This window comes from Plantactinospora sp. B24E8 (assembly GCF_039871735.1).
Lineage (GTDB): Bacteria > Actinomycetota > Actinomycetes > Mycobacteriales > Micromonosporaceae > Plantactinospora.
Genome location: NZ_JBDPMH010000035.1, coordinates 54086 through 78557, shown reverse-complemented (window position 1 = coordinate 78557; position 24472 = coordinate 54086). Strand labels below are relative to the sequence as shown.

Here is a 24472-nt window from a genome sequence, read left to right as displayed (position 1 = left end):
GGCGGCCCCCCCCCCCCCCCCCCCCCCCGCGGCAGGTCGGCGGTCGGGAGCGGCTCAGGCACCGTCCCGCTCGGCGAGGCCGTAGACCGACCAGCCCCGGTCGGGAAAACCGGCGGCCTCGGCGACCCGCGCCGAACCCAGGTTGTCGGTGGCGTGCAGGTAGGTCGGGACCGCACCCTCGTCCAGCACCCGCCGCGCGGCCTGGGCCACCAGCCGCCGGGCCAGCCCCCGCCCCCGGTACGCCGGCTCGGTGCCGACCGCCAGTTCGTGCCCGTGCGCGTCGTGCCGCTTCACCCCGACGCCGGCGGCGTATCCGCCGTCCTCGGCCCGGGCGATCAGCACCTCGCCACCGAACGGCCGCAGCCAGGAGGGCAACACCGGATCGTCGGCGGCGACCCACTCGCCACAGTCGGCGGTCGACGCGGGCCTCACCGTGTACCGGAAGACCGCCCGGTAGCCGGACCAGCCGGGCAGGTCGAGCACCTCGGGCAGCCGGGCCAGCAGTTCCGTCGTCGACAGTCGACCCAGCCCCCGTACGGCGGCGACGTGGCCCGGTGGCACGGAGAGCACCACTCCGCTCGGGGTGCCGACCCCGAGCACCGGGTACGTCGCACCGTCCCAGCCGGGCTGGGTACGTCGTTCGGAACCGACGACGTCCAACGGTTGTCCGGCCGGCCACTGCCCCAGCCAGGTCACCAGATGGTGGTGTAGTCGCCGGTCGAGCATCCGTCCCTCTCCCATTTCCGAGCCTGCGGTCGGCACGCCGCGCCACGGAACGTACTCCGGGTGTGGGCCGGCCGCTGCCGGCCACCCTACCCAGACCGACCAGCCGCAGAGACCGGCGCGGATCCGGTGCGGCGTCGCCCACCGGGGGCGACCAGCGACGGTGACACCACCGGCGGCAGCGGCCGGATCAACGACCGGGACCACCCGACGCGTGAGATGAATTCCCATTTTTCACTGAAGTGCAGGCCAGCCCTTCCTCGGGGGCGCAATCCGGCGATCTGGGCGCAAACCAGGGTTGAGACGGACACCGGGCGCTGCTACCGTGCGCCGGGAACTCAATGATCGTGGATGCGCCGGGCGGGGTCCACCGTCGTGCCGTACGCCGCCGCACCCCACGACACAGCCATGGCCGCCGATCCGCCGGTGAGCCGTTTTCCGACCGGCACGGGACGGTGTAATGGGCCTTCGCTCTTCGCGCCTGCGTACCAAGGTAGTCGCCCTGCTGGTCACGCTGACCGGCCTCTGGGCCTTCGGCGCCTGGGTCACCCTCCGGGACGGGTTGAACCTGTTGTGGGTGCAGACCCTCGAGGCCCGGGTCTACGCACCGACGGAGCCCCTGGTCCTGCACCTGCAGGAGGAACGGCGGCTCACCCTCGCCCAGCTGGGGAGTCCGCAGCCGTCCGCACCCGACCAGCTGGCCGAGGCCCGCCGCGCGGTCGACACGGACGTGGCGCACTTCCGGGAACGCGCGCAGAGCTGGTGGGCCGAGTTCGCGGCCCGGCCGGAGCTGGAACGCCGGGTCGCCGAGTCGCTCACCACGTTGGACGCCCTGGCGGGTCTGCGGGCGGCGGTCGACAACCGCAGTGTGGACCGGACGACCGCGGCGGAGACCTTCAGCGACAACATCGACACGATCTACCGGATCTACGGTTCCCTCGGCAACCTGGACGCCGGGGACATCGACCGCCGGGTGGAGAACCTGATCCGTTTCAGCAAGGCCCGTGAGCTGGCGTCCCAGACAGACGGGCTGCTCGCCGGGGCGTACGCCGCCGACCGGCTCACCGCCGCGGAGCACGCCCGGGTCGTCCAGCTGATCGGCATGCGGCGGATGTTGGCGGCGGACGCCATGGCCGAGCTGCCCCGGGCCGACCAGGACCGGTACCGCCAGTCGGTGGCGCAGGGCCCGACCGCCCAGTTGCAGGCGGTCGAGGACCGGCTGATCGCCGGGGGTCGCCCCGGCGGTCGTCCCGCCGTCCCCGCCGAACAGTGGCGGGCCACCATCGACCCGGCCCTCGCCGAACTGCAGCGGATCCAGATCGCCGGCGGCGACGAGGTGGTCCGGGCGGCGACCCCGGGCGCGATCGGCACGATAGTCCGGATGCTGATCGCGGCCGGCCTCGGCCTGATCGCCGTCGTCATCTCGGTGAACACCGCCCGGTCGCTGGTCCGGCAGCTCGAACAGCTCCGCCTGGCGGCGCTGCGCCTCGCCAACGACCGGCTGCCCGGCCTGGTCGCCCGGCTCGGTCGCGGCGAGTCGGTGGACGTCGACGCGGAGGCGCCGCCGATCGAGGCGGGGCGAGACGAGATCGGGCAGGTGGCGCAGGCGTTCAACGTCGCCCAGTCCACGGCCGTGCGAACCGCCGTGGAGCAGGCCGAGCTGCGCCGCAGTGTCCGGGACATCTTCCTCAGCCTGGCCCGGCGTACCCAGGCGCTGCTGCACCGTCAGCTGACCCTGCTCGACGCGATGGAGCGCCGGGAGAACGAGCCGGACGAGTTGGAGGACCTGTTCCGGGTCGACCACCTGGCCACCCGGATGCGCCGCAACGCGGAGAACCTCATCGTGCTCTCCGGTGCCGCTCCGGGCCGGGCCTGGCGCCGCAACGTACCGATGATCGACGTGCTGCGCGGGGCGGCCGCCGAGGTCGAGGACTACACCCGGGTGACCGTGCTGCCCGCCGGGCCGGTCGAGCTCGCCGGCCGGGCGGTCGGTGACGTCATCCACCTGCTGGCCGAGCTGATCGAGAACGCCCTCTCCTTCTCGCCCCCACACACCGCGGTCCAGGTCAGCGGCCAGTTGGTCGCAAACGGGTACGCCGTCGAGATCGAGGACCGTGGGCTCGGCATGAGCGCCGACGACCGGGCCGCGGCCAACGACCGGATCGCCAGCGAGTACGAGTTCAGCCTCGCCGGCGCGGCCCAGCTCGGTCTCTACGTCGTCAGCCGGCTCAGCGAGCGGCACGGGGTGAAGGTCCGGCTCAAGGAGTCGCCGTACGGGGGCACCACCGCGGTGGTGCTCATCCCGCCGAATCTGGTCAGCGACCGGCCCGGCGGGGGCCCGGCCGAGGTGTCCGGCGAGTCCCCGGCGATCCGGCAGTACGCCGGCGCCGCCGGTGCCACCCGGGCCATCGGCGGTCCCGAACCGGCCGGGACGGTGGCTCCGGCCGGACCACCCGGCGGAATCGGCGCCGCCGCAGGCGCCGGAGGGATCGGCTCCGGAGGGGTCGGCTCCGGCGGCGGTCTCCGGCGGTCGCCCGGACCGGGCGACCCGGGCCGGGCGCCGGTGGGCGACGAGGCGCCGGGCGGGTGGCGGGAGCCGCCCCGGGTCCCCCGGCAGGAACGCCGCCATCTTCCAGAGCAGGATCCACGAACCGATCCGGGCCGGTATCCGGACCGTGGCCTCGGCGCGGCCGCCCCGGGCGGGCCGGCGACGCCAGCGGGGACCGCGACCGGCGGAGCTGACCTGTCCACCGGCACCGCCTCCGCCCCGCCGTCCGCCGCCGATGTCGCGCCGCGCCGCCCCGCCGCCCCGCCGGCCGGCGGTGTCGGCCCGGCCAGCGGTCTCGGCCAACCGGCGGCGACAGCCGGTCCCGACGCCGGTTCGACCCCGTCCGGGCTGCCCATCCGGGTACGCCAGGCGAACCTCGCACCGGCCCTGCGGAACAGCGAGCAGCAGGTCGATCCGGATCCGGTGGAGGAGGACGGGCCGCGCTCTCCGGAGGAGATCCGCCGGATGATGAGTTCCTACCAGTCGGGCACCCGACGCGGACGCTCCGAGGCGGCCCGTCCGCCCGACGACGGGGCTCCTCCGCACTGATTCCGTCGGACGCCCGGCCGTGGCCGGGTCGCGGGGACAGCGATACCACCGGTAGAGAGAGGGACAGTCAGCCCGTGCACAAGACAGCGTCGAACCTCGACCTGACCTGGTTGCTCGACGACCTGGTCGGCCGGGTGAAACAGACCCAGCATGCGATCCTGCTCTCCGTCGACGGCCTGCTGATGGCGTCGTCGCGGGGATTCGAACGGGACGACGCCGAGCACCTCGCCGCGGTGGCGTCCGGGGTCCAGAGCCTGGCCCGGGGAGCGGGCAAACGGTTCGGTGGCGGTCCGGTGCAGCAGACCATCATCGAGTGGCGCTCGGCGTTCCTGTTCGTCACCGCCGCCGGACACGGCGCCTGCCTGGCCGTACTGGCCGAGGAGGACGCGGACGTCGGCCTGGTCGCGTACGAGATGGCGATGCTGGTGACCCGGGCCGGTAAGTACCTCGCCTCGACCAGTCGGTCGCCCGAGCAGCCGGTCGACCGGCCGTGAGAGCGAGATGACCGCCCCGGAGGATCCGTCCGAGGTGCACTGGGTCGACGAGCACGCCGGCCCGGTGGTGCGACCGTACGCGGTGACCCGGGGTCGCGCCCGGCCGGTGACCGGCAGGTTCGACCTGATCTCCCAGGTGAGCACGGTCCGCCGGGTCACCGGCCGGGACATCGGGCTCGGCCCGGAACACCTGGCGATCGTCACGCTCTGCCAGCGGCGGCTCTCGGTCGCCGAGGTCGCCGCCCATCTGGACCTACCGCTCGGCACCGTCCGGGTGCTCCTCGGCGACCTGCTCGAACGGCACATCGTCCGGGTCATCGAGCCGCGACCGACCCCGGTCCTGACCGACGACAGCATCTTTGAACAGGTGATAAATGGGCTACGTGCACTCTGACCGCCCGGACGGGCCCGGGGCCTCCGACGAGGTACCGACCGCGGTCAAGATCCTGATCGCCGGTGGATTCGGGGCCGGCAAGACGACGATGGTCGGCGCGGTCAGCGAGACCCGGCCACTGCGGACGGAGGAACTCCTCACCGAGGAGGGGGTCAGCGTCGACGACCTGTCCGGGGTCGAGGGCAAGAACACCACGACCGTGGCGATGGACTTCGGCCGGATCACCATCACCGAAAGCCTGGTGCTGTACCTGTTCGGCACGCCCGGGCAGGATCGCTTCTGGTTTGTCTGGGACGAACTGGCCCTGGGCGCGCTCGGCGCCGTGGTGCTCGCGGACACCCGGAGGCTGGCTGACTGTTTCCCGTCCGTCGACTACTTCGAGAAGCACGGCACGCCGTTCATCGTCGCGGTCAACTGTTTCGAGGGCGCCCGCCGGTACGAACTCGACGAGGTCAAGCAGGCGTTGAGCCTGGATCCGGGTGTACCGGTGCTGCTCTGCGACGCGCGGAACCGCGAGTCCGGCAAGGAGGTGCTGATCTCCGTCCTCCAGCACGCGATGCGCAGTCACCGGGCCGCCCGACAGGCGACCGCCGGCTGAGGGAGGCCGGCAGACGGCCCGTCAGACCTCACGGAGGTCCGACGGGCCGGCCGTTGGGTTCCAGGTCAGAAGACGTACCGCTCGGCGAGGGTCTGGTAGTCGAACTGCTCCTCGTCGGCGAACCAGAGCTGCGCCTCGTACTTCGCCTCGTCGACACTGCCCGAGGCGTGCACCAGGTTGGCGACGGCCTTGCCGGTGCCCTCGGCGTACGCCTTCGACATGTGCGCGAAGTCGCCCCGGATGGTGCCCGGCGCGGCCTGGGCCGGGAAGGTCGGCCCGATCATCCGGCGGACGTTGGCCACCGCGTCGACCCCCTCCAGCAGCAGGGCGACGACCGGCCCCTGCTGCATGTAGGTGGCGGTGGCGTCGTACACCCCCTTGCCGAAGCGCTCCTCGAGGTCGAAGTAGTGCTTGCGGGTGAAGTCCGCGTCCATGTGCTTCATCTTCAGGCCGACGATCTTCAGGCCGGCGTCCTCGAACCGCTGCACCAGGCGCCCGGTCAGGCCTCGCGCGACCGCGTCGGGTTTGAGCAGGACAAGAGTACGTTCTGTGGCCGCCACCGTGGCCCCTTCCTCGATCAACTGGTCGGGCCCTGACGAGCTGGATCGTCCGGCTGCCCCGAGATCCGGTCGTCGCACGCTCCAGCGACGGGCCGCTGAGATCACGATAGTAGTAGGCCCGGATCCGGTGTTCCGGTGCCACCGACCACCGGCCGGGGGCTCAACCGGGCACGGCGATCCGGTCCCGCTCCCCAGCCGGGCGTCCGGTCCGGTAGCTGAGCCGACGCAGCAGCACCTCGGCCGGACCACGCCAGTCGGCGCGGCGCATCGTGTCGGCGAGCAGCACGGTGCCGAGCCAGACCGCGGCGGCTACCGCCGAGGCCCCCGCGTCGCCGATCCGTCCGCCGACCCCGCCGAGGTACGGGACGAAGATCAGGACGAACGCCACCGACTGGAGCAGGTAGCAGGTCAACGAGCGCTGTCCGCAGGCGGCGAGCGCGGTGACGATCCGGCCGGGGGCGGCGGCCCGCCGGTGGGCGACGAGTCCGGCCAGCGCGGCGTAGCCGAGCCCGCCGGCGATCCCGGTCACGCTGTGCAGGACGTACGCCGGTACGGCGGTGGCCGCCGTCCAGCCGGTCCAGATCCCGGCGTCGATGAGGGCCAGCGGGGCGCCGCCGAGCACCGTGGCGGAGACGCCGAGCAGCGCGATCCGGCGCAGCAGCGCACGATGCCGGCCGGGTTCGTCGAGCAGTCGGCGGCGGGCCGCCCAGATGCCGAGCAGCAGGGGCGTGACCACGTCCATGGCCAGCATCGGGGTCAGGAACGTCCAGGTGACGAGCCGGGCGCCGAGTGCCTCGACCGGGGACGCCAGCCCGGTCGGCAGCGGCGTCGACCCGTTTTCGATGATGCCGAGCGGCGGCAGGGTGGCAACGGCCACGAAGACCAGCGTCCAGAGGGCGGCGACCCGGAGCAGGGTACGGTCCCGGGCGCGCAGCATGCTGACCAGGAGCAGCCCGAGCAGTCCGTAGGCGGCCAGGATGTCACCGAAGAACAGCAGCAGCGCGTGGACGAATCCGAAGGCGATCAGCCAACGGCTGCGTCGGCGCAGCAGGGCCCGTACCGTCGGCCAGTCGGCACCGGCGGCGGACCGCCGGTCGGCCAGCCGGACCAGGCTGTAGCCGAAGAGCGCGGCGAACATGGGCAGGGCGCGACCGTCCACGAGGAGGACCTGGAGCAGTGCGACGAGCCGGTCGGGCAGGCTGCCGTCGAGGGCGTAGCCACGGAAGCCGGTCGCTTCGCCGTAGCGGTACATGTGGGCGTGGGCAAGGGCGATGAGCAGCAGCATCGTGCCCCGGGCGAGGTCGGGGGCCAGCGACCGGACCGTTGGTACGGACTGGTCGGTCGGCGGCGCTTTCCGCTCCGCGCCGCTGGCGAGTTTTGACATGGTCCACCTGTTCTGCTGGAGGATCAACGGAAACAGCGAGCAGATAAGCTACGCATGCGTATCTAAACGCAGCGCATTAAGATACGCAAGCGTTTCTTAGGTGGGAGTCAGTATGGGCGAAGAAGGGCCCGGCACCACGGCCGGTCGCGGCCGCCGACGCGGGGAAGAACTGATCCGGGCCATCCACGCCGCGGTGCTGACCGAGGTGGCCGAGGTCGGTATCGGCGGGCTCACCATGGAGGGCATCGCGAAACGGGCGGCGACCGCCAAGACCTCGCTGTACCGCCGCTGGTCCTCACCCCGCGAACTGCTGTTGGACGCGCTGCACGACGCCCACCCGCAGGAGACCCCGACCCCGGGCGCGGACGACCTGCGCGGCGACCTGATCCGCGCCCTGGAACAACTCGTCACCTGGCTGATCACCCCGGCCGCCAACGCGGTCGCGATGATCATGGTGGAACGCCACCGCCATCCGGACCTGGTCGACGCGCTCTACACCCGGGTCTTCGACGCCCGGGGAGGCACCTTCACCCGGACCGTCCTGCTGCACTACGCGGCACGGGGGGACCTCGACCCGACCCTGGTCACCCCGGTGGTGACCGACATCGGGGAGGCGCTGGTACTCAAACACGCCACGGACCACGGCCAACTACCGGACCGACGGCTGATCGCGGCCATCGTCGACCAGGCGATCCTGCCCGCCGTCGGGGTCCGGCCAACGGGTCACCGACCGGAGGGGCCGGAATCCCGCTGACGGCCCCGGGGCGGCACGCCCGCGACACACCGCCTCGCCAGCCGTGCCGACACACCTGCGGATCAGGAGCGCCCCCGGCGCGTCGCCGTCTGGGCCAGTCGGGATCCGGAAATCCGGCGCACCGAGCCGGCCGCGGCGGACCACCACGGCGCCACCGGGCGGGCCAGCCGGATCAGCCGGTCGACGTTCCAGCCCTCGGCCCGGCGGGCCGCGGCTCTGCGCCGTCGGCGCTCGACCACCACCCCGGCCACCGCCGCGACCGCCGCCGCGGCGGCGAGCGGAACCGGACGGCCCCGGAGCCGCCGGCCGAACGTCCCGGATCCGGACCGGGAGGCGGCTCCCTGGCCATCGGCCCGTTCCAGGCCGGGCGCGCTCGAGCGGTCCGTGGCGGTGACGCCCGCCGGGTCACTCGTGGTGTTGCCGCTGCGCATGTCACCCATGGCGGTTCCCTCCCGTCCGGTCGGCCGGAACCGGCCCGACCACGACACCCCTGGCAGGCTTTCGAGGGGTGCCCTTCCACCCCGTGATGCTGCCACCGGGACGGACCGCCGGGAGGCGGATTGTGAGGTTTTCTCCCGTCTTGCGGCCCCAGACACGGGCTTCGGGCCGTCGCACACCCCGGCGCGCCCGCCGGGCTCCGGGGTGTGGCCGGCGGGCGGGCAGCCGCCGACATGGTCGACGTGGCCGGGTCAGAACTGCCGGACGACCGGGATGACCTCGGCGCCGATCCGCTCCAGCACGTCCAGCCGGGGCAACTGGGGTACGGCGCCGATGGCCATCCCGAAGCCGAGGTCGTGCAACCGGTGCAGTTCCTCGACCAGCTCGCCGACCTTCTCGCCGTTCTCCCCGATGTCCATCAACTGGTAGACGGTCTTGGTGATCTCGTTGTAGTCCCGCCCCTCGGCCTCGCAGTGCCGTCGCAGTACGTCGAGCTTGTGCCCCAGTTCCGGGGTGTTGAACAGGTTGCACGCCTGGGCGTACCGCGCCACCAGCCGCAACGTCTTCTTCTCACCCCCGCCACCGATCATGATCGGTGGGTGCGGCCGGGTCAGCGGCTGCGGCGAGTTGAGCAGCCGATCGGCCCGGATGTGCCGGCCGGTGAACGGTCCGTCGTCGTCGGACCACATCTGCAACAGGTAGCGCAGGGTCTCCTCGAGCAGCTCGTACCGTTGCGCGAGCGGCGGGAACGGGAAGCCGAGGCCGCGTGACTCCTCCTCGTTCCAACCGGCCCCGATGCCGAGCATCAGCCGGCCGCCGGAGAGGACGTCCAGGGTGGTGAGGGTCTTGGCCAGCAGTCCGGCCGGCCGGTGGTGCACCCCGGTGATCAGGGTCAGCAGGGTGGCGCGCTCGGTGTGCGCGGCGAGGAACCCGAGCGTGCTGTACGCCTCCAGCATCTCCGCCTCGCTCGGGCCCACTCCACGGATCTGGAAGAAGTGGTCCATCACCGCCAGGTAGCCGAAGCCCACCTGATCTGCGGTACGGGCGATCGCGGCCAGGTCACCACCGAGTCCGGCAGGGCCGTTCGGCCAGGTGAAGTTGGGGATCTGCAGACCGAGTTCCATGCTCTCCGGCGCTCCTTCCACGGTTGGAGCGCCCGGCGTCGGCCGTGCCACCCTTCCCGGGAAGAGCGGCCGAAACCGGGGCAGGCGCCCGCCAACCACCCTAACCAACACGGCGGTCGCCGTTCGTGGTGTGACCTCGGATCCCGCCGAACAGGGACGGCCACCCGTTGTGGACGCAACGTCAGACCGTGGGGTGGTCGAAGGCCACAACGTCGAGCCCGCCCGCCCGGTGGCGGCGGATCAGCGACCAGGTGACCGACGTACTTGGGCCCGCGCCAGTCACCCGACGCGTCCGCCAACCCCGGGCCCCGCCCGCGCAGCCCGTCCGCGAAGGCGTCCACCACGGCCCGGACCAGCGCCGGGTCGGCAGGACCAGATGGTCGAAAGGAAAGAGGTGCGACCGCCGGAAGCGGCCGCACCCCGATCAGTCAACGCCCACGTGGCGGAAGCAGTTGCCCCACTCGTCGCGCCCGGCCGCGTACTCCTGCCTGTGCTTGTCGTACCAGAGCTCGGACAGTGGCCCTTCCGCGCCCTCAACTCCGGTCGGGCACCGCCATCTCGCCGAGTTCCGACCAGTCGTCCTGCGGAACCGTGGTGTTCACGATCCGGGGGGTCTCGGCGAGGTGGGGCGGCAGCGTCCGCTGGGCGGTGCGGAAGTGTTCCGACTGCACGTGCGCGGCACCGGCGTCGCCGTCACGGAACGCCTCGACCAGGACGTACTCGGTCGGGTCGGTGACGCTGCGGGACCACTCGAACCACAGGCAGCCGGGTTCGGCCCGGGTCGCCGTGGTGAACTCGGCGGCGATCTCGGGCCACCGGTCGGCGTACTCCGGCAGCACTCGGAACTTCGCGGTAATGAAGATCATCGGTTTCTCCTCGTACGACGTCTCGCGCGACGTGACCGGGTCACGCCCGCCGGGCCTGGTGAGGCCGAACCGAGCCTAGTGAGGTCGACCGGTCACCGGTCGAAGCGGATCTCGACCCGTCGGTTCCGGGCCCGTCCCGCCGGGTTGTCCCGGCCGTCCCGGACGTTCGGCGCCACCGGACGGCTCTCGCCGTGGCCGTGCACCTCGAAGCTGAGGGCGGTACCGGTGAGCGCGTCGCGGAGCACGTCCCGGACCGCCTCGGCACGCCGCCGGGACAGTTCCAGATTCGACGCGTCGTCGCCGATCGCGTCCGTGTGGCCGTCGATCCGCACCGTCCCCCTGGCCTGGTCCCGGAGCCGTCCGGCGACCGTGCTGAGCCGTTCGCGGGCCGCCGTAGACAGCGCGGCGCTACCGAATTCGAAGAGTACGTCGGCGTCGAGCGTCACCTCGACGCGTTTCCCGGTCTCCGCCTCCCGGATGCTCCCCTCCACGTCACCGCTGCGCACGTAGATGTCCCGGGCCGGGGTCGCCAGGTCGACGGCCGGCGCGGCGAGGTCGACGACCGGAGCGACCACCGGGGCGTTGTCGGGCACCTCGGGCCCCGGCACGACACCGGCGGTCGGAGCCGGGCCGGTGGGCTCCGCGCGGGCGACAACCGGGCCGGACGTCGCCGGGCCGGTGGGCTCCGCACGGGCGATCGCCGGCGCGAGGCAGGTCACCGCCAGCTCGATCGCGAACACCGCGCCGACCAGCGCCGGAAGCCAGGTCGGGGCCGGGCGGGCCGTGACCGTGGTCCGACCGGCCCGCCGGTCAGCCGAGCGGGACATTTTCGAAGATCGGAACGTTCGGCACCACGACATCGACCGCCCGGACGTCGTCGGGTGGGGCCCCGAAGACGGCGTACAGCTGGACCGACTGCCCGGGTTGGACGAACACCCCGGCGAGGTTGGCCGAGCAGAGGTACAACTCCCGGTCGGCCCCGCCGGTTCCGGGGCTGGCGACCCGGGCGACCAGGTACTGCCTGCGGTTCTTCCGGTCGACCAGCGACACCCCGGCCATGGTGTGCCCGACCGTCTCACCGGCGAACTCGTCCGCGATCTGCCAACGCTGCCCGCCCTCCGGGCCGGTGTTGGTCATCCGCAGGTTGACGGTGACAAACCCGGTGTCCCGACGGAGCTGGTGGAGCTCGACCCGGAGCGGGACGGTCCGGCCGCTCTCCTCGACCTCGATCTCCCGGGTGGCGATGACCGCACCCAGCGGCTCCGGCTCGCCGGCGGCGGTACCGCCGGCTGCGGTGGAGCCGGCTGCGGTGGAGCCGGCTGCGGGGCCGGTCGCCCCGTCGTCGCCACCGAGGATCCCACATCCGGTCAGCGGCAGCGCCACGGCCAGCGTGAGTACGCCGACGATGGCCACCCTGGACACACGCACGAGTCTTCCTCCCTGGTTCCGCTACCGGTCGGTTTCCGGCGTCGAAACCGACCGGGCTGACCGTAGGCACCCGGGGGTCGCCCCGGCCGAGCAGCGGGTTCCGGTTGGCACGAACTGGGGAGCCGAAACGGGACGGCACGAACCCGAAACTCTGGGTTAACCTGTTTGAATCGATGTCCATCAATCGAACGGAGGAGACATGAGGAAGCCCGCTGCCGCCCTCGGCACGCTCGTCATGGGAGTCGGCATGGCGGCCGGATTCTCCACCAGCGCCGCGAACGCCGACCTCGTCGACCCCGTCACCCCGGCGGTCACGTCACTGCACGTGGTGGTCGGAGCGCCCAAGGGTCCCGGCCCCAGCAAGCGCACCGAACCGGTTGTCGTCCTGCTCCGCTGCGTGGGGCCGGGCAACGAGCACCCGTACCCGGCGGAGGCCTGCACCGAGGTCGAGGCGGTCAAGGGTGACATCGCCGCCATCCCGCCGCTGAACGCCGGCTGCGCGGGCGTCTGGCAGCCGGTCGACATCAGCGTCTCGGGGGTCGTCCGGGACGAGCCGGTGTACTGGACCGAGGAGGTGTCGAACGAGGGCTGCGCGGTGACGTCGCACGGACACGTGTTCCGGATTCCGCTGGACGGCAGGACGCCCTGACCGGTCACTCTCCCCCGGCGTGGGGCACCAGGACAAAACCGCTGCGCACCCGGGTCGGAATGCGGTGCAGTGGAATGCCGAGATCCTGCTCCGGGACGACGTACCCGAGTCGGGCGAGGCGGTCCGCGAACGCGGCCAGCAGGGCCACGGTGATCGCCTCGCCCGGACACCGGTGCCCGGTGTACGGGCTGCCACCGCCCTGCGGCACCAGGTCGACGGCACCCGGCTCCCGGTCGTGGAAGCGCGTCGGGTCGAAGACGTACGGTTCCGGCCACAGCTGCGGGTCGTGGTTCTGGCCGTACAGGTCGAGCAGCACCAGGGCACCGGCCGGAACGGACTCGCCCTGCCAGGTCAGGTCGGTGACCGCCCGGCCGCCGACGAACGGCGCGAACGGGTAGAAGCGCCGGACCTCGTGGGCGAACGCCTCGGCGTACCCCGGGTCGCCGGCCCGCAGCCGGGCGCGCTGCGCGGGCCAGCGGTGCAGGGCGTGTGCGGCGAACATGACGTACCAGCAGACCGCGACGGTCGGTCTGAGCACGTTGAGCAGTTCCACCGCCGCCACCCGGGGCGGCAGCAACTCACCATTGGTCGCCCGGTGCCGGGCCACCGCCACGCAGGCCGACTCCTCGGGTACGTCGAGCACACCGTCGCGCACCTGGTCGACCAGGTCCGCCAGCCACCGCTCCCGCCGCTGACGGGCCCGTCGGGCGCGCCAGTGCCGCGGCCCGAGGGTGCCGAACCCGTCGACCAGCGCCACCAGGTCGGCGGCGAGCGGCGCGACATCGCCCGGCGCCAGCGAGACACCCGCCCAGCGGCAAACCGCCCGGGTCAGGATCCGGGCCGCCTCGTCGAAGAGCACCACCGCCGAGTGTCGCCGCCCCGGGTCGAACACCTCGTCCCAGGCCGTGGTGGCATGACCGACCAACCGGTCGATCCCCGCCCCGGTCATCAGCGACATGAACATCGCCTTACGGTGGCGGTGGAGTTCGCCGTCGAGGGTGTGCACCGCGCCCCGGCCGAACAGGGTGCTCTGCACCGGCTCCGGCAGCGCTCCGGCCCGCCGGATGTGGTTGTCGTCGTAGAAGAACCGGACGGCGTCGGGCCCGGACAGTGCCAGCACCCGCTGACCGGTGAGCCGGAACCGCACGGCCTGCGCGCCGCTGCGTCTGCGCAGGTTGGGCAGCCATCCGTACCCGTGGGCAACCAGCCCGGAGGCGCCCGCGGTGACGGGGCGGTGCGAGGTGCTCATGAGGCGGAGACTTGCCCGGACACCCAGCTGGCGAAACCCCGCGCCGACGGCACCCGAGCCGGCCGCCCACAGGACGGCGGCACCCGAGGCGGGCGGCACCGGGGTCACCAATGCCAGAGCCCCACCCGGACCGGCACGCCCGGGGAGGCGTGGGCGAGCGGCGCACCGTCCGGCGCGGGCAGCCCTGTTCCGACCAGCAGGTCCTGGTCGAGTCGGAGCGGTTCCACGTGCCGCAACAGCCAGTCGGGATGTTCCACCTCGGCGGCGGCGAGCCGACCACCGATCCGGGTGAAGAGCCGGTACCGGGCGGTGAGGAAGTGCGCCAGCGGGTCCCGCTCCGCCTCGGTCAACGGCGGACCCAGTCGTACGTCGACATCGCAACGCCGGCCGGCCGGGCCGGGCCACCGCCGGCGGCACCGGTAGCCGACCAGGTCGTCGTCGTACCGTACCGACATCCGAGACCAGTGGTAGGGCAGGGCGTACGTGGCGCGGGCGGCGAGCACCGCCGGCAGCCGTGCCGCGTCCAGCGACAGGAACCAGATCCCGTTACGTCCCCGCCCGTCCCGCGCGTACGTCCGGACGTTGGTCTCCGGGAACACCGACAGCCACGGCAGGGCCGGTACGGCGGGTGCCCGGACCCCGCGCATGAGGAACGGGGTCAGGCCGACCCAGGCGGCACCGTCGAAGGTCTCCACCCGTAGTTCCGGAGGGAGCATCGGCTGGACCGCCTCCGGCGGGTACCGCCAGTGCAGGAAGGTGATCCGGTCCCAGCGGTGGTACATGACGGGCCGGCTGATCCGGGGCGACGGGGGTGCCTGCACGACGCGTCCGGGGTCAGTCGCGCTCGCCGGAGGCCAACCCCAGGACGATCATCCCGAGGCCCAGACCGAGATGCAGCCAGTTGTCCGCGCCGTCCACCGGCAGGAAGTTGGCCCCGCTTCCGTGGTCGATCACCAGGCCGTAGAGCCAGAGCACCAGGTAGACCGCGCCGCCGCCGACCAGGAACAGCCGCGCGCCGGGCACGGTACGGGCCATCAGCAGCCCGACGACACCGAAGGCGAGGTGTACGAGGTTGTGCAGGATCGACACCTGGAAGACGTTGAACAGTTTCGCCCCGGAACCGTGTCCGGCGAACGTCAGGTCCCCGTAGTGGGTGGTGATTCCGGGGATGAAACCGGCGATTCCGGCCAGGAGGAAAACCACGGCGACGGCCCCGGCGAGCTTGCGCACCAGGAGCAAACGATCGTCTTTCGCCTCGGCCGTCCCCGGGTACGAGTCACCTGCCATGCCGCCCACCTCCTGCGGGAATCGATGGTGTCCTGTTCCCATCGACTGTGGTCCGAAACAGGCCGGGCCGTCCGGATCCGGGGTGGTCGAGCGGACCGGCCGGCGTCAGCTCCGGCGCGGCTGGTTGGCCTCGGCGACGAGCCTGGCGGCGACGTCCCGGACCTTCCGGTTCGAGTCCTGGGAGACCTTGACCAGCAGGGCGAACGCCTCGTCTGCGGTACAGCGCCGGTCGCCCATGATGATCCCCTTGGCCTGTTCGATGACCGCCCGGCTCTCCATCGCGGTGCGCAGCTGGCGTACGACGGTGCTGGTGGCGTCGTACAGGTGGGCGTTGGCCAGCGCCACGGCGGCGTACCCGGCGAAGGTCCGGGCCAGGTTGATGGAATCCTCGTCGAAGGCGTCCGGTACGGCGCCGTACATGTTGAGGGCACCGACGACGGCCTCCTGCACCGGCAGTCCGATCGAGAGCAGGCTGCGGATCCCCTCGGCGTGGGCCTGTGCGGCCCAGTCCGGCCAGCGGGGCTCGGCCGAGGTGTCCGGGATCGAGACCGTGCCACCGGCCTCGGCGGCGTCCAGGCACGGACCGCTGCCGTGCTCGTACTGCCAGGTCTCCAACTGCACGGCGAGGGGACCGGTGGCGGCGACGGTGTGGGCCTCGGTGCCCTGCACCAGGGTGACCGAAACCGCACGGGTACCCGGAACCGTGCGCTTCGCCAACCCGACGATCGACTCCTGGACACCGCGCAGATCCGTCTCGCCGAGCTTGATCTGACTCAGTTCGGCGAGCGCGTCGATCGGTTCCAGATGTGACGCTGCCATCCCGTCCGAGCATACGACGAAACGTGCCACGATCGCCTGCCCAGGACGTCCCGCCTGGGCAGAGGGGCTGGCACCGCCGTACACTCGACCGTGGGTCAAGCCACGTGCCCATGCTGCTCTTGCCTACGCCGAGAGAGGCTGGTGCCCCGTGTCCGAACGAACCCTCCCCCCGACTTCCGGCGACAACGCCCACCCGGCCCGGGAACGCTCCGGCCCGGCCCGCAACCACGTCGACCGGGTCGACAACCGCTCCGGGCCGGCCGACAACCACGTCGGGACGGCCGCCGGCCCCCGCCTGGCCACCCCGCCGCTGACGGTCCGGCACCATCTCGAAGCCACCGGGACACTCGACGCCGCCGGGCCGGAGGCCCGCCCGACGTCGCCCGGGAAGCTCCCGGTCCTCTCCGCCGTCGGCGAGGTGGACCTGACCACCGCACCCCTGCTGCGACGCTCGCTGGTGCACGCCGTCGAGGGCCACGACCAGGTCTGCTGCGACCTCGCGCGGGTCACCTTCTTCAGCGCCGCCGGGCTGCACGCCCTCCTCGCCGCGCAGCACCGGGCCACCCAGACCGGCACCCGGTTCGCGGTCCGCAACGCGCACGGCATCACCCGCCGCATCCTGCACCTGGCCAACGTCGAGGACGTCCTCGGGCTGCGGTACTGACCCGGCCCGATCCGGGTCGGTCGGTCCTCCGACCACACACCTCGACCGCCCATTCCGGCCGTGATCGGTTATCCGGCGCACCCAGAGGGTAGCGATCCGGGTAACCGACATCGACCGGAGGAGATCGGATGCCGACGACAAGAAAGCTGGCGCTGTTCGCCGGCCTGGCGGCGGCGGGCACCGCCGTCGCGGTGGCGGCCCGGCACACCGGCGGGTTCGTCCGCCCCCGAACCGGGAGCCGGCACACCGTACGCGGGGTGGCGGTCGACCGACCACCCGCCCAGGTGTACGCCTTCTGGCGCGACCTGCCCACCCTGGCCACGTCGCTGGACCGGACCGCCCGGGTACGGGAACTGGACCGACGGCTGTCACAGTGGACGGTGGGCGGGCCGCTGGACATCCCGGTCGAGTGGACCGCCGAGATCACCGAGGACCGGTTCGCCGACCGGCTGCGTGCCGCGGCCGACCGGCTCGGGGTCGACACGGTGGACTACACCCAGGTCGACGTCCTGGACGCGCTGCGGGAGTACGGCGCCGGACGGGGCCCGGACGCCTGCATCGAGGCGGTCGGGATGGAGGCGCACGACAGCGGTGTCGTCGGCGGGTACGACAAGATCAAGCAGACGTTGCGGATGCAGAGCGACCGGCCGACCGCCGTCCGGGAGGCGATCATGGCCTGCCGCAAGGGCGGAACGGTGAGCATCGTCGGGGTCTTCGCGGGCCTGGTCGACAAGTTCCCGCTCGGCGCGGCGATGAACAAGGCTCTTGTCCTGCGGGCGGGTCAGATGCACGCCCAGCGCTACATCCCGATGCTGCTGTCCCGGATGGCCGCCGGTGAGATCGACACCTCGTACCTCGCGACCCATCCGATCCCGCTCGACGAGGGCCCCGCGGCTACCGGATGTTCGAACAGAAGCAGGACAGCTGCCTGCGGGCGGTGCTGCACCCGGCCCAGCGGTAACGCCCGCCCCACCCGTTCCGCCGACCGCACATGAAGGAGTCCGTAGGGGGAAACCGCCACCATCAACCACGACGGAAGCGAGGTGGCCGGCGATGACGGCGACGAAACAGCGAGACGTAATGGACCTCCTGGTCGACCAGCACAACCAGATCAAGACGCTGTTCGGCCAGTTGCACCGCGCGCAGGGTACGGAGAAGCGGGAACTGTTCGAATCCCTCGTCCGGCTGCTGGCGGTACACGAGAGCGCGGAGGAGATCGTCGTACACCCGACCGCCCGGAAGAAGATCGACCGTGGCCAGCAGGTGGTGGACCAGCGGCTACAGGAGGAGGACCAGGCCAAGCGCGATCTGGCCGAACTGTACGACATGGGCGTCGACCACCCGAACTTCGACGCCCGGATGGCGCGGTTCGCCGACGCGGTGATCCAGCACGCCAGCCACGAGGAGAACGAGGAGTTCCCCTCGCTGCGGCGCAGCATGTCGGAGGCGCAGCTGGCCCGGATGGCCGGGGCGCTACGGGCCGCCGAGGCGATGGCGCCGACCCGGCCGCATCCGCACACCGGCGAGTCCGCTTCGGCGAACCTGCTGGTCGGTCCGCCGATGGCGGTGTTCGACCGGGTCCGGGACGCGATCCGCGACTGGCGTGAGTCGAACGCGGACAAGGGCTGACCCCGCCAGCGGACGGCGTCGCCGTGCCACCATGCCCTCGCCACGATCCGGTCGCCGTGCCGGTGCCATCCAGCACCGGCACGGCGACCGGGATCAGCACGGTGATCCCGACCCAGCGCGGCCCGTCCTCGTACGGCGTCACGGTGGCCGCGGGTTCCTCAGGGTGGGGCTGCACCATTCCGGCGATCTGCCCGGAAAGCCCGGGCGGAAACCCGGCCCGGCGGCAGGGAGGATCAGCCGGCGGACGCGCGGAGCTGCGCGCTGATCCGGACCGTGGTGCCGGCCGGACCGCTGTCGACCGTCATCCCGTCGCTGGTCCGCTGGGCGATCCACAGCCCCATGCCACCGGCCGGCGACGGCGTCGGCGGCTCAGTGCGGTTCAGGTAGTCAGTCGCCGGGAAGCCGGCGCCCTGGTCCCGGACCTCACACATCAGCTGGTCGGTCTCCCAGAGCCGCAACTCGCCCCGACCGCCGCCGTGCCGGATCGCGTTGGTCATCACCTCGTTGACCGCGGCCACGAAGTCCAGCGCCTTTTCCGAGTCGAGCCCGCAGTCCCGGGCTGCGGCGTCCACGGCCCGGCGCACGTCGGAAAACCGCTCCACATCGAAGTACGCGACAACAAGTAATCGCCCAACCTCGGGTGGCGACGGCTTGTTGGAGGAATGCCCAGCCACGGCAGTCCCTTCCGGAGAAACGGCCCAGTGCTGTGATGGAAGGTACCCGAGACTCTGCGCCGAAACCCCGGTCACTTGTCGGCACCGCCGTGGAAGTTCGAGCGGCCCGGGAAGAATAAGACCCCGGCATCCCGCGTGCAAGGCCAATCCCGCCAAGTCCGACAACCCGGGCAGACCATGCCAACGAAACGGCGTATTGATCAGCACCGGCCCGGCATCCCACAGGCTACGCTTCACGGCGTGATCGAGGCAGACGGCGCCGGAGCCGACGAACGGCTCCGGCAGATAGAGGCGGTGACCGATTCGGCGCTGTCTCGGCTCGACGTCGACAGTCTCCTCGACGAACTTCTGGGCCGGGTCCGGAATCTCCTCTCGGTCGACACCGCCGCCATCCTGATGCTCGACGAACACACGCAGCACCTCGTGACCACCGCGACCAAGGGGATCGAGGAGGAGGTTCGGCCGGGATACCGAATACCACTCGATCACGGTCTGCCCGGACGCGTCGTCGAGCAGCGGCAGCCGATCATGGTTGAGCAGGTCGACCCCGCCGATTTACCGAGCCCGGTGCTCCGGGACAAGGGCATCCGGTCCATGCTCGGGGTGCCGATGATCGTCGGGACCGACCTGATCGGCGTACTCCACGTCGGGACCGTCAGTCCACGCCGATTCAGCCCGGACGACGTACGCGTGCTCCACCTGGTGGCCGACCGCGCCAGCCTGGCCAGTCAGGCCCGGGTCGGCAACATCGACCGGACCGCCGCGCTCGCCCTGCAGCGCAGCCTGCTTCCCACCCGCCTGCCCGAGGTGAGCGGCGTCGACATGGCCGCCCGGTACGTCCCCGGCCACCACACCGGCATCGGCGGCGACTGGTACGACGTCTTCACCCTGCCCTCGAAGTGGCTCGGCATCGTCATCGGCGACGTCTCCGGGCACGGGTTACGCGCCGCCGTGGTGATGGGACGGCTCCGCAGCGCGCTCCGCGCCTACGCCCTGGAGTGCAACGACCCGGCCGACGCGCTGACCCGCCTCGACCAGAAGATCCAGCACTTCGAAGCCGGCAACCTCGCCACCGTGCTGTACGCCATGGTCAGCCCGCACCGGGACGAGATTCACATTTCGCTGGCCGGGCATCTGCCGCCGATGCTCGCCGAGCCGAACGGTGACATCCGCCCCCTGGGCCTGCCGGTCGACCTGCCACTCGGCATCGGCCGCCCCCGCCAACGCTGCACCAGCGTTATCAACTTTCCGCAGAACGCGACCATGGTCGTCTACACCGACGGTCTCATCGAACGCCGCAACGAGCTGATCGATGTCGGATTCGACCGGCTCCGGGCCGCCATCCGCCCCGGAGCCGCCGAGGAGGTCTGCGCCACGATCATGACCGAGCTCGGCATCGAGCAGCCCGACGACGACGTCGCCCTGCTGACGCTCCGCCGCCGCGCCAAGGCCGAACGAGCGACGTCGGCCGCCTGACAGCCGCGCCCGACACGACCGGGCACACCCGCCAGACCCCGGATCCGGCTGGGATTCGCGCAGACCACCGATCCGCCGCCTCTCACCCGGCTCCGCGCCGCAGTCCAGACGCCCGCCCTCGACGGCGGCAGCCCGGCGCCACCCGCTACAGCGGCGGCAGCCCGAGCGCCTCGTCCACCCGGTTCAGCGCGGTGCTGTCCTCCTCGCCGACACCCCGGAGCAGGTCGATCGCGGTCGCCCTGACCTGCCCGACGATCATGATCAGCGGCAGTGGCGGCCGGGGCTGTCGGGTCAGCAGCCGGCCTGCGGCGCGTACCGCCTCCAGCGCGGCGGCGTCGGTCTGTTCGGCGTACCCGTCGGCAAGCTCGTCCTGACCGCCAAGCTCGGCGGCGAGTGCCTCCCCGGCGGTACGGACCGCCTCGGTCAGCGAACCGAGTGCGACCAGCAGCTCCGGCGGGCTCTGCGCCGGCTGCCGGGTCAACGCCACCCCGGCCCGGGCCAGCACCCGGACGTTGCGTACCGCGTAGTCGATCTGCCGGGTCGACGCGTCCAGCGTGTGGACCCGGCCGAGATGGCGGCGCCGCCGTACGTGCAGACGCAGCGTCTCACCGGCGGCCTGGACGGCCGTGCGGAGCTGGTCGACAACGGCATCAAGCTGCCGGGCCCGCTCCAGCGCGGCCAGGGCGGCGCTCTCGTCCCCGCGCTCGAGTGCCTCGGTGGTCTCAGTCAGCAGCTCCGCGATCGCGCCGAAGGTCCGACGCGACTCGGCGACCAGCGGCGCGAGCGGACGCCGGGCACCGACCAGTTGACTCGCCGCGAGCGCCACCACGCCGCCGATCAGCGCGTCGACGAACCGGAACGGGACGAGGCTGCCGCCCGGTGGCGGGACCACCACCAGGTACAACGCGGAGACCGTCGCCTGGACCATGGTCACGCTGCTCGCCCCGAACGCCGCGACCACTCCAATGGTCAGCAACACGACGACAAACACCGTCCAACTGCTCCGGCCGAGGCCCTGGACGACCAGGTCCGCGACGAGCACCCCGGCCGCGACGCCGAGGACCACCTCGACCGCACGGCGGATCCGCTGGCCCCGGGCCTGACCCAGCACGATCAGCGCGGCGGCCGGCGCGAAGAACGGCTCGGGATGGTCGAGCACCGCGGTGGCGAGCGCCCAGGCCACGGTGGCCGCCACCGTGGCCTCGACCGCCGGGAGCCAGTTCTGGCGGAGCCGGTCGGCGACGAGCCGGAGCCAACCGATCCGGACCACCGCACCCTCACCACCCGAGACCGTCATCCGACCGACGATCAGGTGATCGCCATCAACGACGATAACCAGCAGGCCGGCCGGGCGGCCGGGCGGCCCGGACCGCCCGTTGCGGCCACCGCCCGGATCAGGCCGTCACCGCGTGTACGGCCTTGCGCAGCGCACCCGGTTCGCTCGGCTTACGCGGCGCGTCCTTCCGAAGTTCGATCATCCGTTCACCGATCTCCTACAGCTTCCTGCGACCCAGCCCCTCCCGGACCTTCGGGAACCACTCGTCCTCCTCCTCTTCGATGTGGTGGGTCACGTTCTCGATCAGCACCGTCACCTTGGCGTCGAACCGCTCGTCGTCCGGGCTCATCGCGGCCAGTTCGGCGCAGAGCAGGTCGGCGACGTGGTGCTCCTCGTACGACTCCAGGACGTCGTCCTCCAGGTCGGGCAGGAGTTCCCGGGTCGCCGGGTACATGCACTCGTTCTCGATGTACGTGTGCACGGTGAGCGCCTCCAGGATCTGCTCGACCAGCTCACCCTTGCGCTTGGTGGCGTTCTCGCCGGCGTCCTGGAACTCCTTGAACAGCTTGCGGATCTCCTTGTGATCCTCTTTCAACAGCACGATGGCATCGGTGGACACTCGGGCCTCCTCGGTGGCTGGGACGGCCGCCCGGACGATCGGTGTCGGCGCACGCGCACGAACGGCACCACGGTGCCGACGACCTGACCGGCCTGACCGTGTCGGACGACCTGACCGTGTCGACGGCCTGCATGTCGTCGACGATGCTGGACCTGCTACCCGACGCCCGGATCACCGAAACCAGGAAGAATGCTGATCAACCGGGCCGAGGCCCAGCCCGTCGAGCGCCCGCCGGAACATCGCCCCGGCCGGCTTGTACGCGCCGACCTCCTCGCTGGTCACGACGACGCTGAAGGTGAGACCGTGGTGCGCAGAACGCGCCCAGGTCACCGACGCAGCCGACCTCCGCCATCACCGTGGCCAGGCTCCGGGTCGCGCGTTCGGCCAGGGTGTGAAGCTGTGCCCCGGCCGCGAATGCGCTCGCGGAGTACCCGGTAGCCGGGCTACCGACCGATCGACAGCGGGCGGGCGGCGGTCCACTCGTACATCCGCCGGTCCCGGTGGTATTCGAGCAGCTCGATCTGGTCGAGGGTGACCGTCACCGGTTCGGTCACGACCCGGTCCAGCGCCTCCGCGATCGGCGCCGCCGGCTGATCCCGGTTCGAGTACGCGATGCTGACGTGCGGCCGGAACCCTGACGCACCCTCGACCGCCCGTTCGACCCGCTCCTCGCCGAGTGCCTCGCCGATCGCGGCCCGCACCGCGGTCCGTACCTCGGTCACCGGCTCGGCCGGGGTCGCCAGGAGGTAGATCGCCTCGCCCCGGACGGTCGGCCGGTGGAAGGTGACGACCGGGGCGGGCACCTCCGCCAACCGCTTGCCGACGTTGTGGACGAGCCGGTCGATCGACTCGGCCGCCAGGTCGTCCATGAAGCCGACACCCTGGGTCGTCAGGTGCAGCCAGTGCTGCGGAATGAGATCGAGACCGGCGAAGTCACGGATCGCCTCCTGGTAGCGCGCGACCAGTCGTACCAGCTCGGCGTGCCGGCCCATGTCGAAGTGACAGGCGTAGTAGTGCCGGCCCACCCGCCAGCCCGGCCGCCACCACCAGTGGTCCCGCATGGCGTCGACATCTGACACGTTCTCTCCTCCGATCCGTCCGTCCACGATCGACCCGTCCATGATCCCGCCGGTCCGGCCGGCGCGCCCGGGCCGGGGGTTTCGAAGGGTAGCCGCAGGCCCCCGGTATCGTCGGCCGACGTGACCGGCGCTCTCCACTCGCACTGCTCGTACTGCGGCACGACGTACCCGGGTGGGGCCGGCTGGCCCCGGTCCTGCGCGAGCTGCGGTCAGACCACCTGGCGTAACCCGTCGCCGGTGGCGGTGGCGATCCTGCCGGTCCGGGTCGGCCCGGGGCGGACCGGTGTGGTGGTGCAGCGCCGGGACATCGAGCCGGGCCGCGGGCTGCTCGCGCTCCCCGGTGGTTTCATCGAGTACGGCGAGGACTGGCGGGACGCCCTGGTCCGGGAACTCTGTGAGGAGACCGGTCTGCTCGGCGAGGCATCGGCGGTACGGCTGTTCGACGTGCACAGCGCCCCGTCCGGCGGCACCATCCTGATCTTCGGAACACTGCCGGAACAGGACGTCGCCTCGCTGCCGGTCTCCACACCGACCGCCGAGTCCACCGAGTGGCTCGTCCTCACCGAGCCGACCGAACTCGCCTTCTCCACCCACACCGAGGTGCTGGCCAGATACCTCGGGCAGCACGGCTCGACCGGCCCGGCGTGAATGTCAGGGCACAGCGGGAGCGACGGGGGGCAGCGGGAGCGACGGTGACGGTCACCCCGGTCACCCGGACCGCCCGGATCGGGCTGGCCGCCGTACTCATCGGTGGGCTGCTCGGTCCGGCGGGTGGCTGCGCGCGGGGTTGCACCGAGACGGCCCTGCAGGTCTGGCCGGTCCAGGTGCAACGGCTCGACGCGCCGCTCACGGTCAACGCCCGGCTGGGCGCGGCCGGCGAGCCGCTCAGCGGGGTCACGGTGAAGCTGGCCGTCACCGTGGTCGGCCCGGACCACGCGGCCGGCGAGGCGCTGTTCCACGCCACCACCGACGCCGACGGTCTGGCGACGGTGACCCGGCCGGAGGGCGTCGCCGGGCTGTCCGCGGCGGGTCAGCGGGTGACCGGGTACGCCGCGCACTTCCAGCCGTTGAACAAGGTCGACGGGACCGCGTACTGCTGGTCCGGGGCGAGCGCGCCGATCAGCTGCCCTGGCGACGGAGGTCCCGGACAGTGCCCGGCCGGCCGGGACGGTGCCGCTCCCGACGGGTGAG

At 72.0% G+C, this 24472-nt stretch carries 29 protein-coding genes; 12 read left to right on the top strand and 17 right to left on the bottom strand.

The genetic code is table 11. The features are described from left to right. Positions 1 to 54 precede the first annotated feature (54 nt). Entirely contained in the window at positions 55 to 726 is a 672-nt protein-coding gene (locus ABGB21_RS31115) for a GNAT family N-acetyltransferase (RefSeq protein WP_347654622.1), read from the bottom strand. Positions 727 to 1183: 457 nt separating this feature from the next. Here ABGB21_RS31115 and ABGB21_RS31110 point away from each other — a divergent pair, with 457 nt between their 5' ends. From ABGB21_RS31110 to ABGB21_RS31095, 4 genes are all read left to right on the top strand, one after another. After that, positions 1184 to 3820 (top strand): nitrate- and nitrite sensing domain-containing protein, encoded by a 2637-nt coding sequence (locus ABGB21_RS31110; protein ID WP_347680789.1) that lies wholly within the window; start codon positions 1184 to 1186, stop codon positions 3818 to 3820. 74 nt (positions 3821 to 3894) lie between these two features. Further along, on the top strand, positions 3895 to 4314 hold the full coding sequence (locus tag ABGB21_RS31105; RefSeq protein WP_347654620.1) for a roadblock/LC7 domain-containing protein: 420 nt from the start codon (positions 3895 to 3897) through the stop codon (positions 4312 to 4314). A gap of 7 nt (positions 4315 to 4321) precedes the next feature. Continuing rightward, complete coding sequence (locus ABGB21_RS31100; protein ID WP_347654619.1) at positions 4322 to 4708, top strand: DUF742 domain-containing protein; 387 nt, start codon at positions 4322 to 4324, stop codon at positions 4706 to 4708. Beyond that, positions 4689 to 5306, top strand: a complete 618-nt coding sequence (locus ABGB21_RS31095; RefSeq protein WP_347680787.1) for an ATP/GTP-binding protein — start codon at positions 4689 to 4691, stop codon at positions 5304 to 5306. Before ABGB21_RS31100 ends, ABGB21_RS31095 begins: the two co-directional genes overlap by 20 nt. A 65-nt stretch (positions 5307 to 5371) precedes the next feature. On the opposite strand, the gene ABGB21_RS31090 is transcribed toward ABGB21_RS31095, so the two are convergent. Then, positions 5372 to 5866 (bottom strand): nucleoside-diphosphate kinase, encoded by a 495-nt coding sequence (locus tag ABGB21_RS31090; protein WP_347654617.1) that lies wholly within the window; start codon positions 5864 to 5866, stop codon positions 5372 to 5374. A gap of 160 nt (positions 5867 to 6026) precedes the next feature. Next, positions 6027 to 7250, bottom strand: a complete 1224-nt coding sequence (locus tag ABGB21_RS31085; protein ID WP_347654616.1) for a DUF418 domain-containing protein — start codon at positions 7248 to 7250, stop codon at positions 6027 to 6029. 112 nt (positions 7251 to 7362) lie between these two features. On the opposite strand from ABGB21_RS31085, the gene ABGB21_RS31080 reads away from it, so the two are divergent. Next, on the top strand, positions 7363 to 8004 hold the full coding sequence (locus ABGB21_RS31080) for a TetR/AcrR family transcriptional regulator (RefSeq protein ID WP_347654615.1): 642 nt from the start codon (positions 7363 to 7365) through the stop codon (positions 8002 to 8004). A gap of 62 nt (positions 8005 to 8066) precedes the next feature. Here the strand turns inward: ABGB21_RS31080 and ABGB21_RS31075 are convergent, their stop codons facing one another. The 5 genes from ABGB21_RS31075 to ABGB21_RS31055 form a co-directional block, all read right to left on the bottom strand. Further along, the gene (locus tag ABGB21_RS31075; RefSeq protein WP_347654614.1) at positions 8067 to 8444 is read right to left on the bottom strand and encodes a hypothetical protein; all 378 of its coding nucleotides are present in this window, start codon (positions 8442 to 8444) and stop codon (positions 8067 to 8069) included. Between the two features lie 249 nt (positions 8445 to 8693). Continuing rightward, complete coding sequence (locus tag ABGB21_RS31070) at positions 8694 to 9566, bottom strand: LLM class F420-dependent oxidoreductase (RefSeq protein ID WP_347680785.1); 873 nt, start codon at positions 9564 to 9566, stop codon at positions 8694 to 8696. A 533-nt stretch (positions 9567 to 10099) separates the two neighbouring features. Then, positions 10100 to 10432: a putative quinol monooxygenase gene (locus tag ABGB21_RS31065; RefSeq protein WP_347654612.1), complete on the bottom strand. Its 333-nt coding sequence runs from the start codon at positions 10430 to 10432 to the stop codon at positions 10100 to 10102. Between the two features lie 92 nt (positions 10433 to 10524). After that, positions 10525 to 11259, bottom strand: coding sequence for an OmpA family protein (locus tag ABGB21_RS31060; RefSeq protein WP_347654611.1), 735 nt, complete (start codon positions 11257 to 11259; stop codon positions 10525 to 10527). Next, positions 11243 to 11860 (bottom strand): hypothetical protein, encoded by a 618-nt coding sequence (locus ABGB21_RS31055; protein ID WP_347680783.1) that lies wholly within the window; start codon positions 11858 to 11860, stop codon positions 11243 to 11245. Before ABGB21_RS31055 ends, ABGB21_RS31060 begins: the two co-directional genes overlap by 17 nt. Positions 11861 to 12059: 199 nt before the next feature. Between ABGB21_RS31055 and ABGB21_RS31050 the strand changes: the two genes are divergently transcribed. Further along, positions 12060 to 12509, top strand: a complete 450-nt coding sequence (locus ABGB21_RS31050) for an SSI family serine proteinase inhibitor (RefSeq protein WP_347654609.1) — start codon at positions 12060 to 12062, stop codon at positions 12507 to 12509. Positions 12510 to 12513: 4 nt separating this feature from the next. Here ABGB21_RS31050 and ABGB21_RS31045 read toward each other — a convergent pair whose 3' ends face one another. The 4 genes from ABGB21_RS31045 to ABGB21_RS31030 all read right to left on the bottom strand — a co-directional run bounded on the left by ABGB21_RS31045 (position 12514) and on the right by ABGB21_RS31030 (position 15864). Then, positions 12514 to 13758 carry a cytochrome P450 gene (locus tag ABGB21_RS31045; protein WP_347654608.1) on the bottom strand — a complete coding sequence of 415 codons (1245 nt, stop codon included), beginning with the start codon at positions 13756 to 13758 and terminating at the stop codon, positions 12514 to 12516. Positions 13759 to 13862: 104 nt separating this feature from the next. Continuing rightward, positions 13863 to 14579: a DUF2071 domain-containing protein gene (locus ABGB21_RS31040; RefSeq protein ID WP_347654607.1), complete on the bottom strand. Its 717-nt coding sequence runs from the start codon at positions 14577 to 14579 to the stop codon at positions 13863 to 13865. A 13-nt stretch (positions 14580 to 14592) separates the two neighbouring features. Further along, positions 14593 to 15045 (bottom strand): DUF4383 domain-containing protein, encoded by a 453-nt coding sequence (locus ABGB21_RS31035; protein WP_347654606.1) that lies wholly within the window; start codon positions 15043 to 15045, stop codon positions 14593 to 14595. 105 nt (positions 15046 to 15150) lie between these two features. Then, positions 15151 to 15864 (bottom strand): GAF and ANTAR domain-containing protein, encoded by a 714-nt coding sequence (locus tag ABGB21_RS31030; RefSeq protein WP_347654605.1) that lies wholly within the window; start codon positions 15862 to 15864, stop codon positions 15151 to 15153. A gap of 148 nt (positions 15865 to 16012) precedes the next feature. Here ABGB21_RS31030 and ABGB21_RS31025 point away from each other — a divergent pair, with 148 nt between their 5' ends. The 3 genes from ABGB21_RS31025 (at position 16013) to ABGB21_RS31015 (ending at position 18157) form a co-directional block, all read left to right on the top strand. Continuing rightward, the gene (locus ABGB21_RS31025) at positions 16013 to 16528 is read left to right on the top strand and encodes an STAS domain-containing protein (protein ID WP_347654604.1); all 516 of its coding nucleotides are present in this window, start codon (positions 16013 to 16015) and stop codon (positions 16526 to 16528) included. A gap of 128 nt (positions 16529 to 16656) precedes the next feature. Beyond that, on the top strand, positions 16657 to 17523 hold the full coding sequence (locus ABGB21_RS31020) for an SRPBCC family protein (RefSeq protein ID WP_347654603.1): 867 nt from the start codon (positions 16657 to 16659) through the stop codon (positions 17521 to 17523). A gap of 58 nt (positions 17524 to 17581) precedes the next feature. After that, entirely contained in the window at positions 17582 to 18157 is a 576-nt protein-coding gene (locus ABGB21_RS31015; RefSeq protein ID WP_347654602.1) for a hemerythrin domain-containing protein, read from the top strand. A 233-nt stretch (positions 18158 to 18390) separates the two neighbouring features. On the opposite strand, the gene ABGB21_RS31010 is transcribed toward ABGB21_RS31015, so the two are convergent. Continuing rightward, positions 18391 to 18831 carry an ATP-binding protein gene (locus ABGB21_RS31010; RefSeq protein ID WP_347680781.1) on the bottom strand — a complete coding sequence of 147 codons (441 nt, stop codon included), beginning with the start codon at positions 18829 to 18831 and terminating at the stop codon, positions 18391 to 18393. A 240-nt stretch (positions 18832 to 19071) separates the two neighbouring features. On the opposite strand from ABGB21_RS31010, the gene ABGB21_RS31005 reads away from it, so the two are divergent. Beyond that, entirely contained in the window at positions 19072 to 20307 is a 1236-nt protein-coding gene (locus tag ABGB21_RS31005) for a GAF domain-containing SpoIIE family protein phosphatase (protein ID WP_347680779.1), read from the top strand. A gap of 145 nt (positions 20308 to 20452) precedes the next feature. On the opposite strand, the gene ABGB21_RS31000 is transcribed toward ABGB21_RS31005, so the two are convergent. The 4 genes from ABGB21_RS31000 to ABGB21_RS30985 form a co-directional block, all read right to left on the bottom strand. Continuing rightward, positions 20453 to 21604, bottom strand: a complete 1152-nt coding sequence (locus tag ABGB21_RS31000) for an FUSC family protein (RefSeq protein ID WP_347680777.1) — start codon at positions 21602 to 21604, stop codon at positions 20453 to 20455. 196 nt (positions 21605 to 21800) lie between these two features. Further along, positions 21801 to 22202, bottom strand: a complete 402-nt coding sequence (locus ABGB21_RS30995; protein WP_347680775.1) for a hemerythrin domain-containing protein — start codon at positions 22200 to 22202, stop codon at positions 21801 to 21803. 171 nt (positions 22203 to 22373) lie between these two features. Continuing rightward, the gene (locus ABGB21_RS30990) at positions 22374 to 22532 is read right to left on the bottom strand and encodes a hypothetical protein (protein WP_347680773.1); all 159 of its coding nucleotides are present in this window, start codon (positions 22530 to 22532) and stop codon (positions 22374 to 22376) included. 113 nt (positions 22533 to 22645) lie between these two features. Continuing rightward, positions 22646 to 23281 carry a 2'-5' RNA ligase family protein gene (locus ABGB21_RS30985; RefSeq protein WP_347680771.1) on the bottom strand — a complete coding sequence of 212 codons (636 nt, stop codon included), beginning with the start codon at positions 23279 to 23281 and terminating at the stop codon, positions 22646 to 22648. Between the two features lie 120 nt (positions 23282 to 23401). On the opposite strand from ABGB21_RS30985, the gene ABGB21_RS30980 reads away from it, so the two are divergent. Both ABGB21_RS30980 and ABGB21_RS30975 read left to right on the top strand, forming a co-directional pair. Then, entirely contained in the window at positions 23402 to 23929 is a 528-nt protein-coding gene (locus ABGB21_RS30980; protein WP_347680769.1) for an NUDIX domain-containing protein, read from the top strand. Positions 23930 to 23973: 44 nt separating this feature from the next. Further along, positions 23974 to 24471, top strand: coding sequence for a hypothetical protein (locus ABGB21_RS30975; RefSeq protein WP_347680767.1), 498 nt, complete (start codon positions 23974 to 23976; stop codon positions 24469 to 24471). Position 24472: the final 1 nt, after the last annotated feature.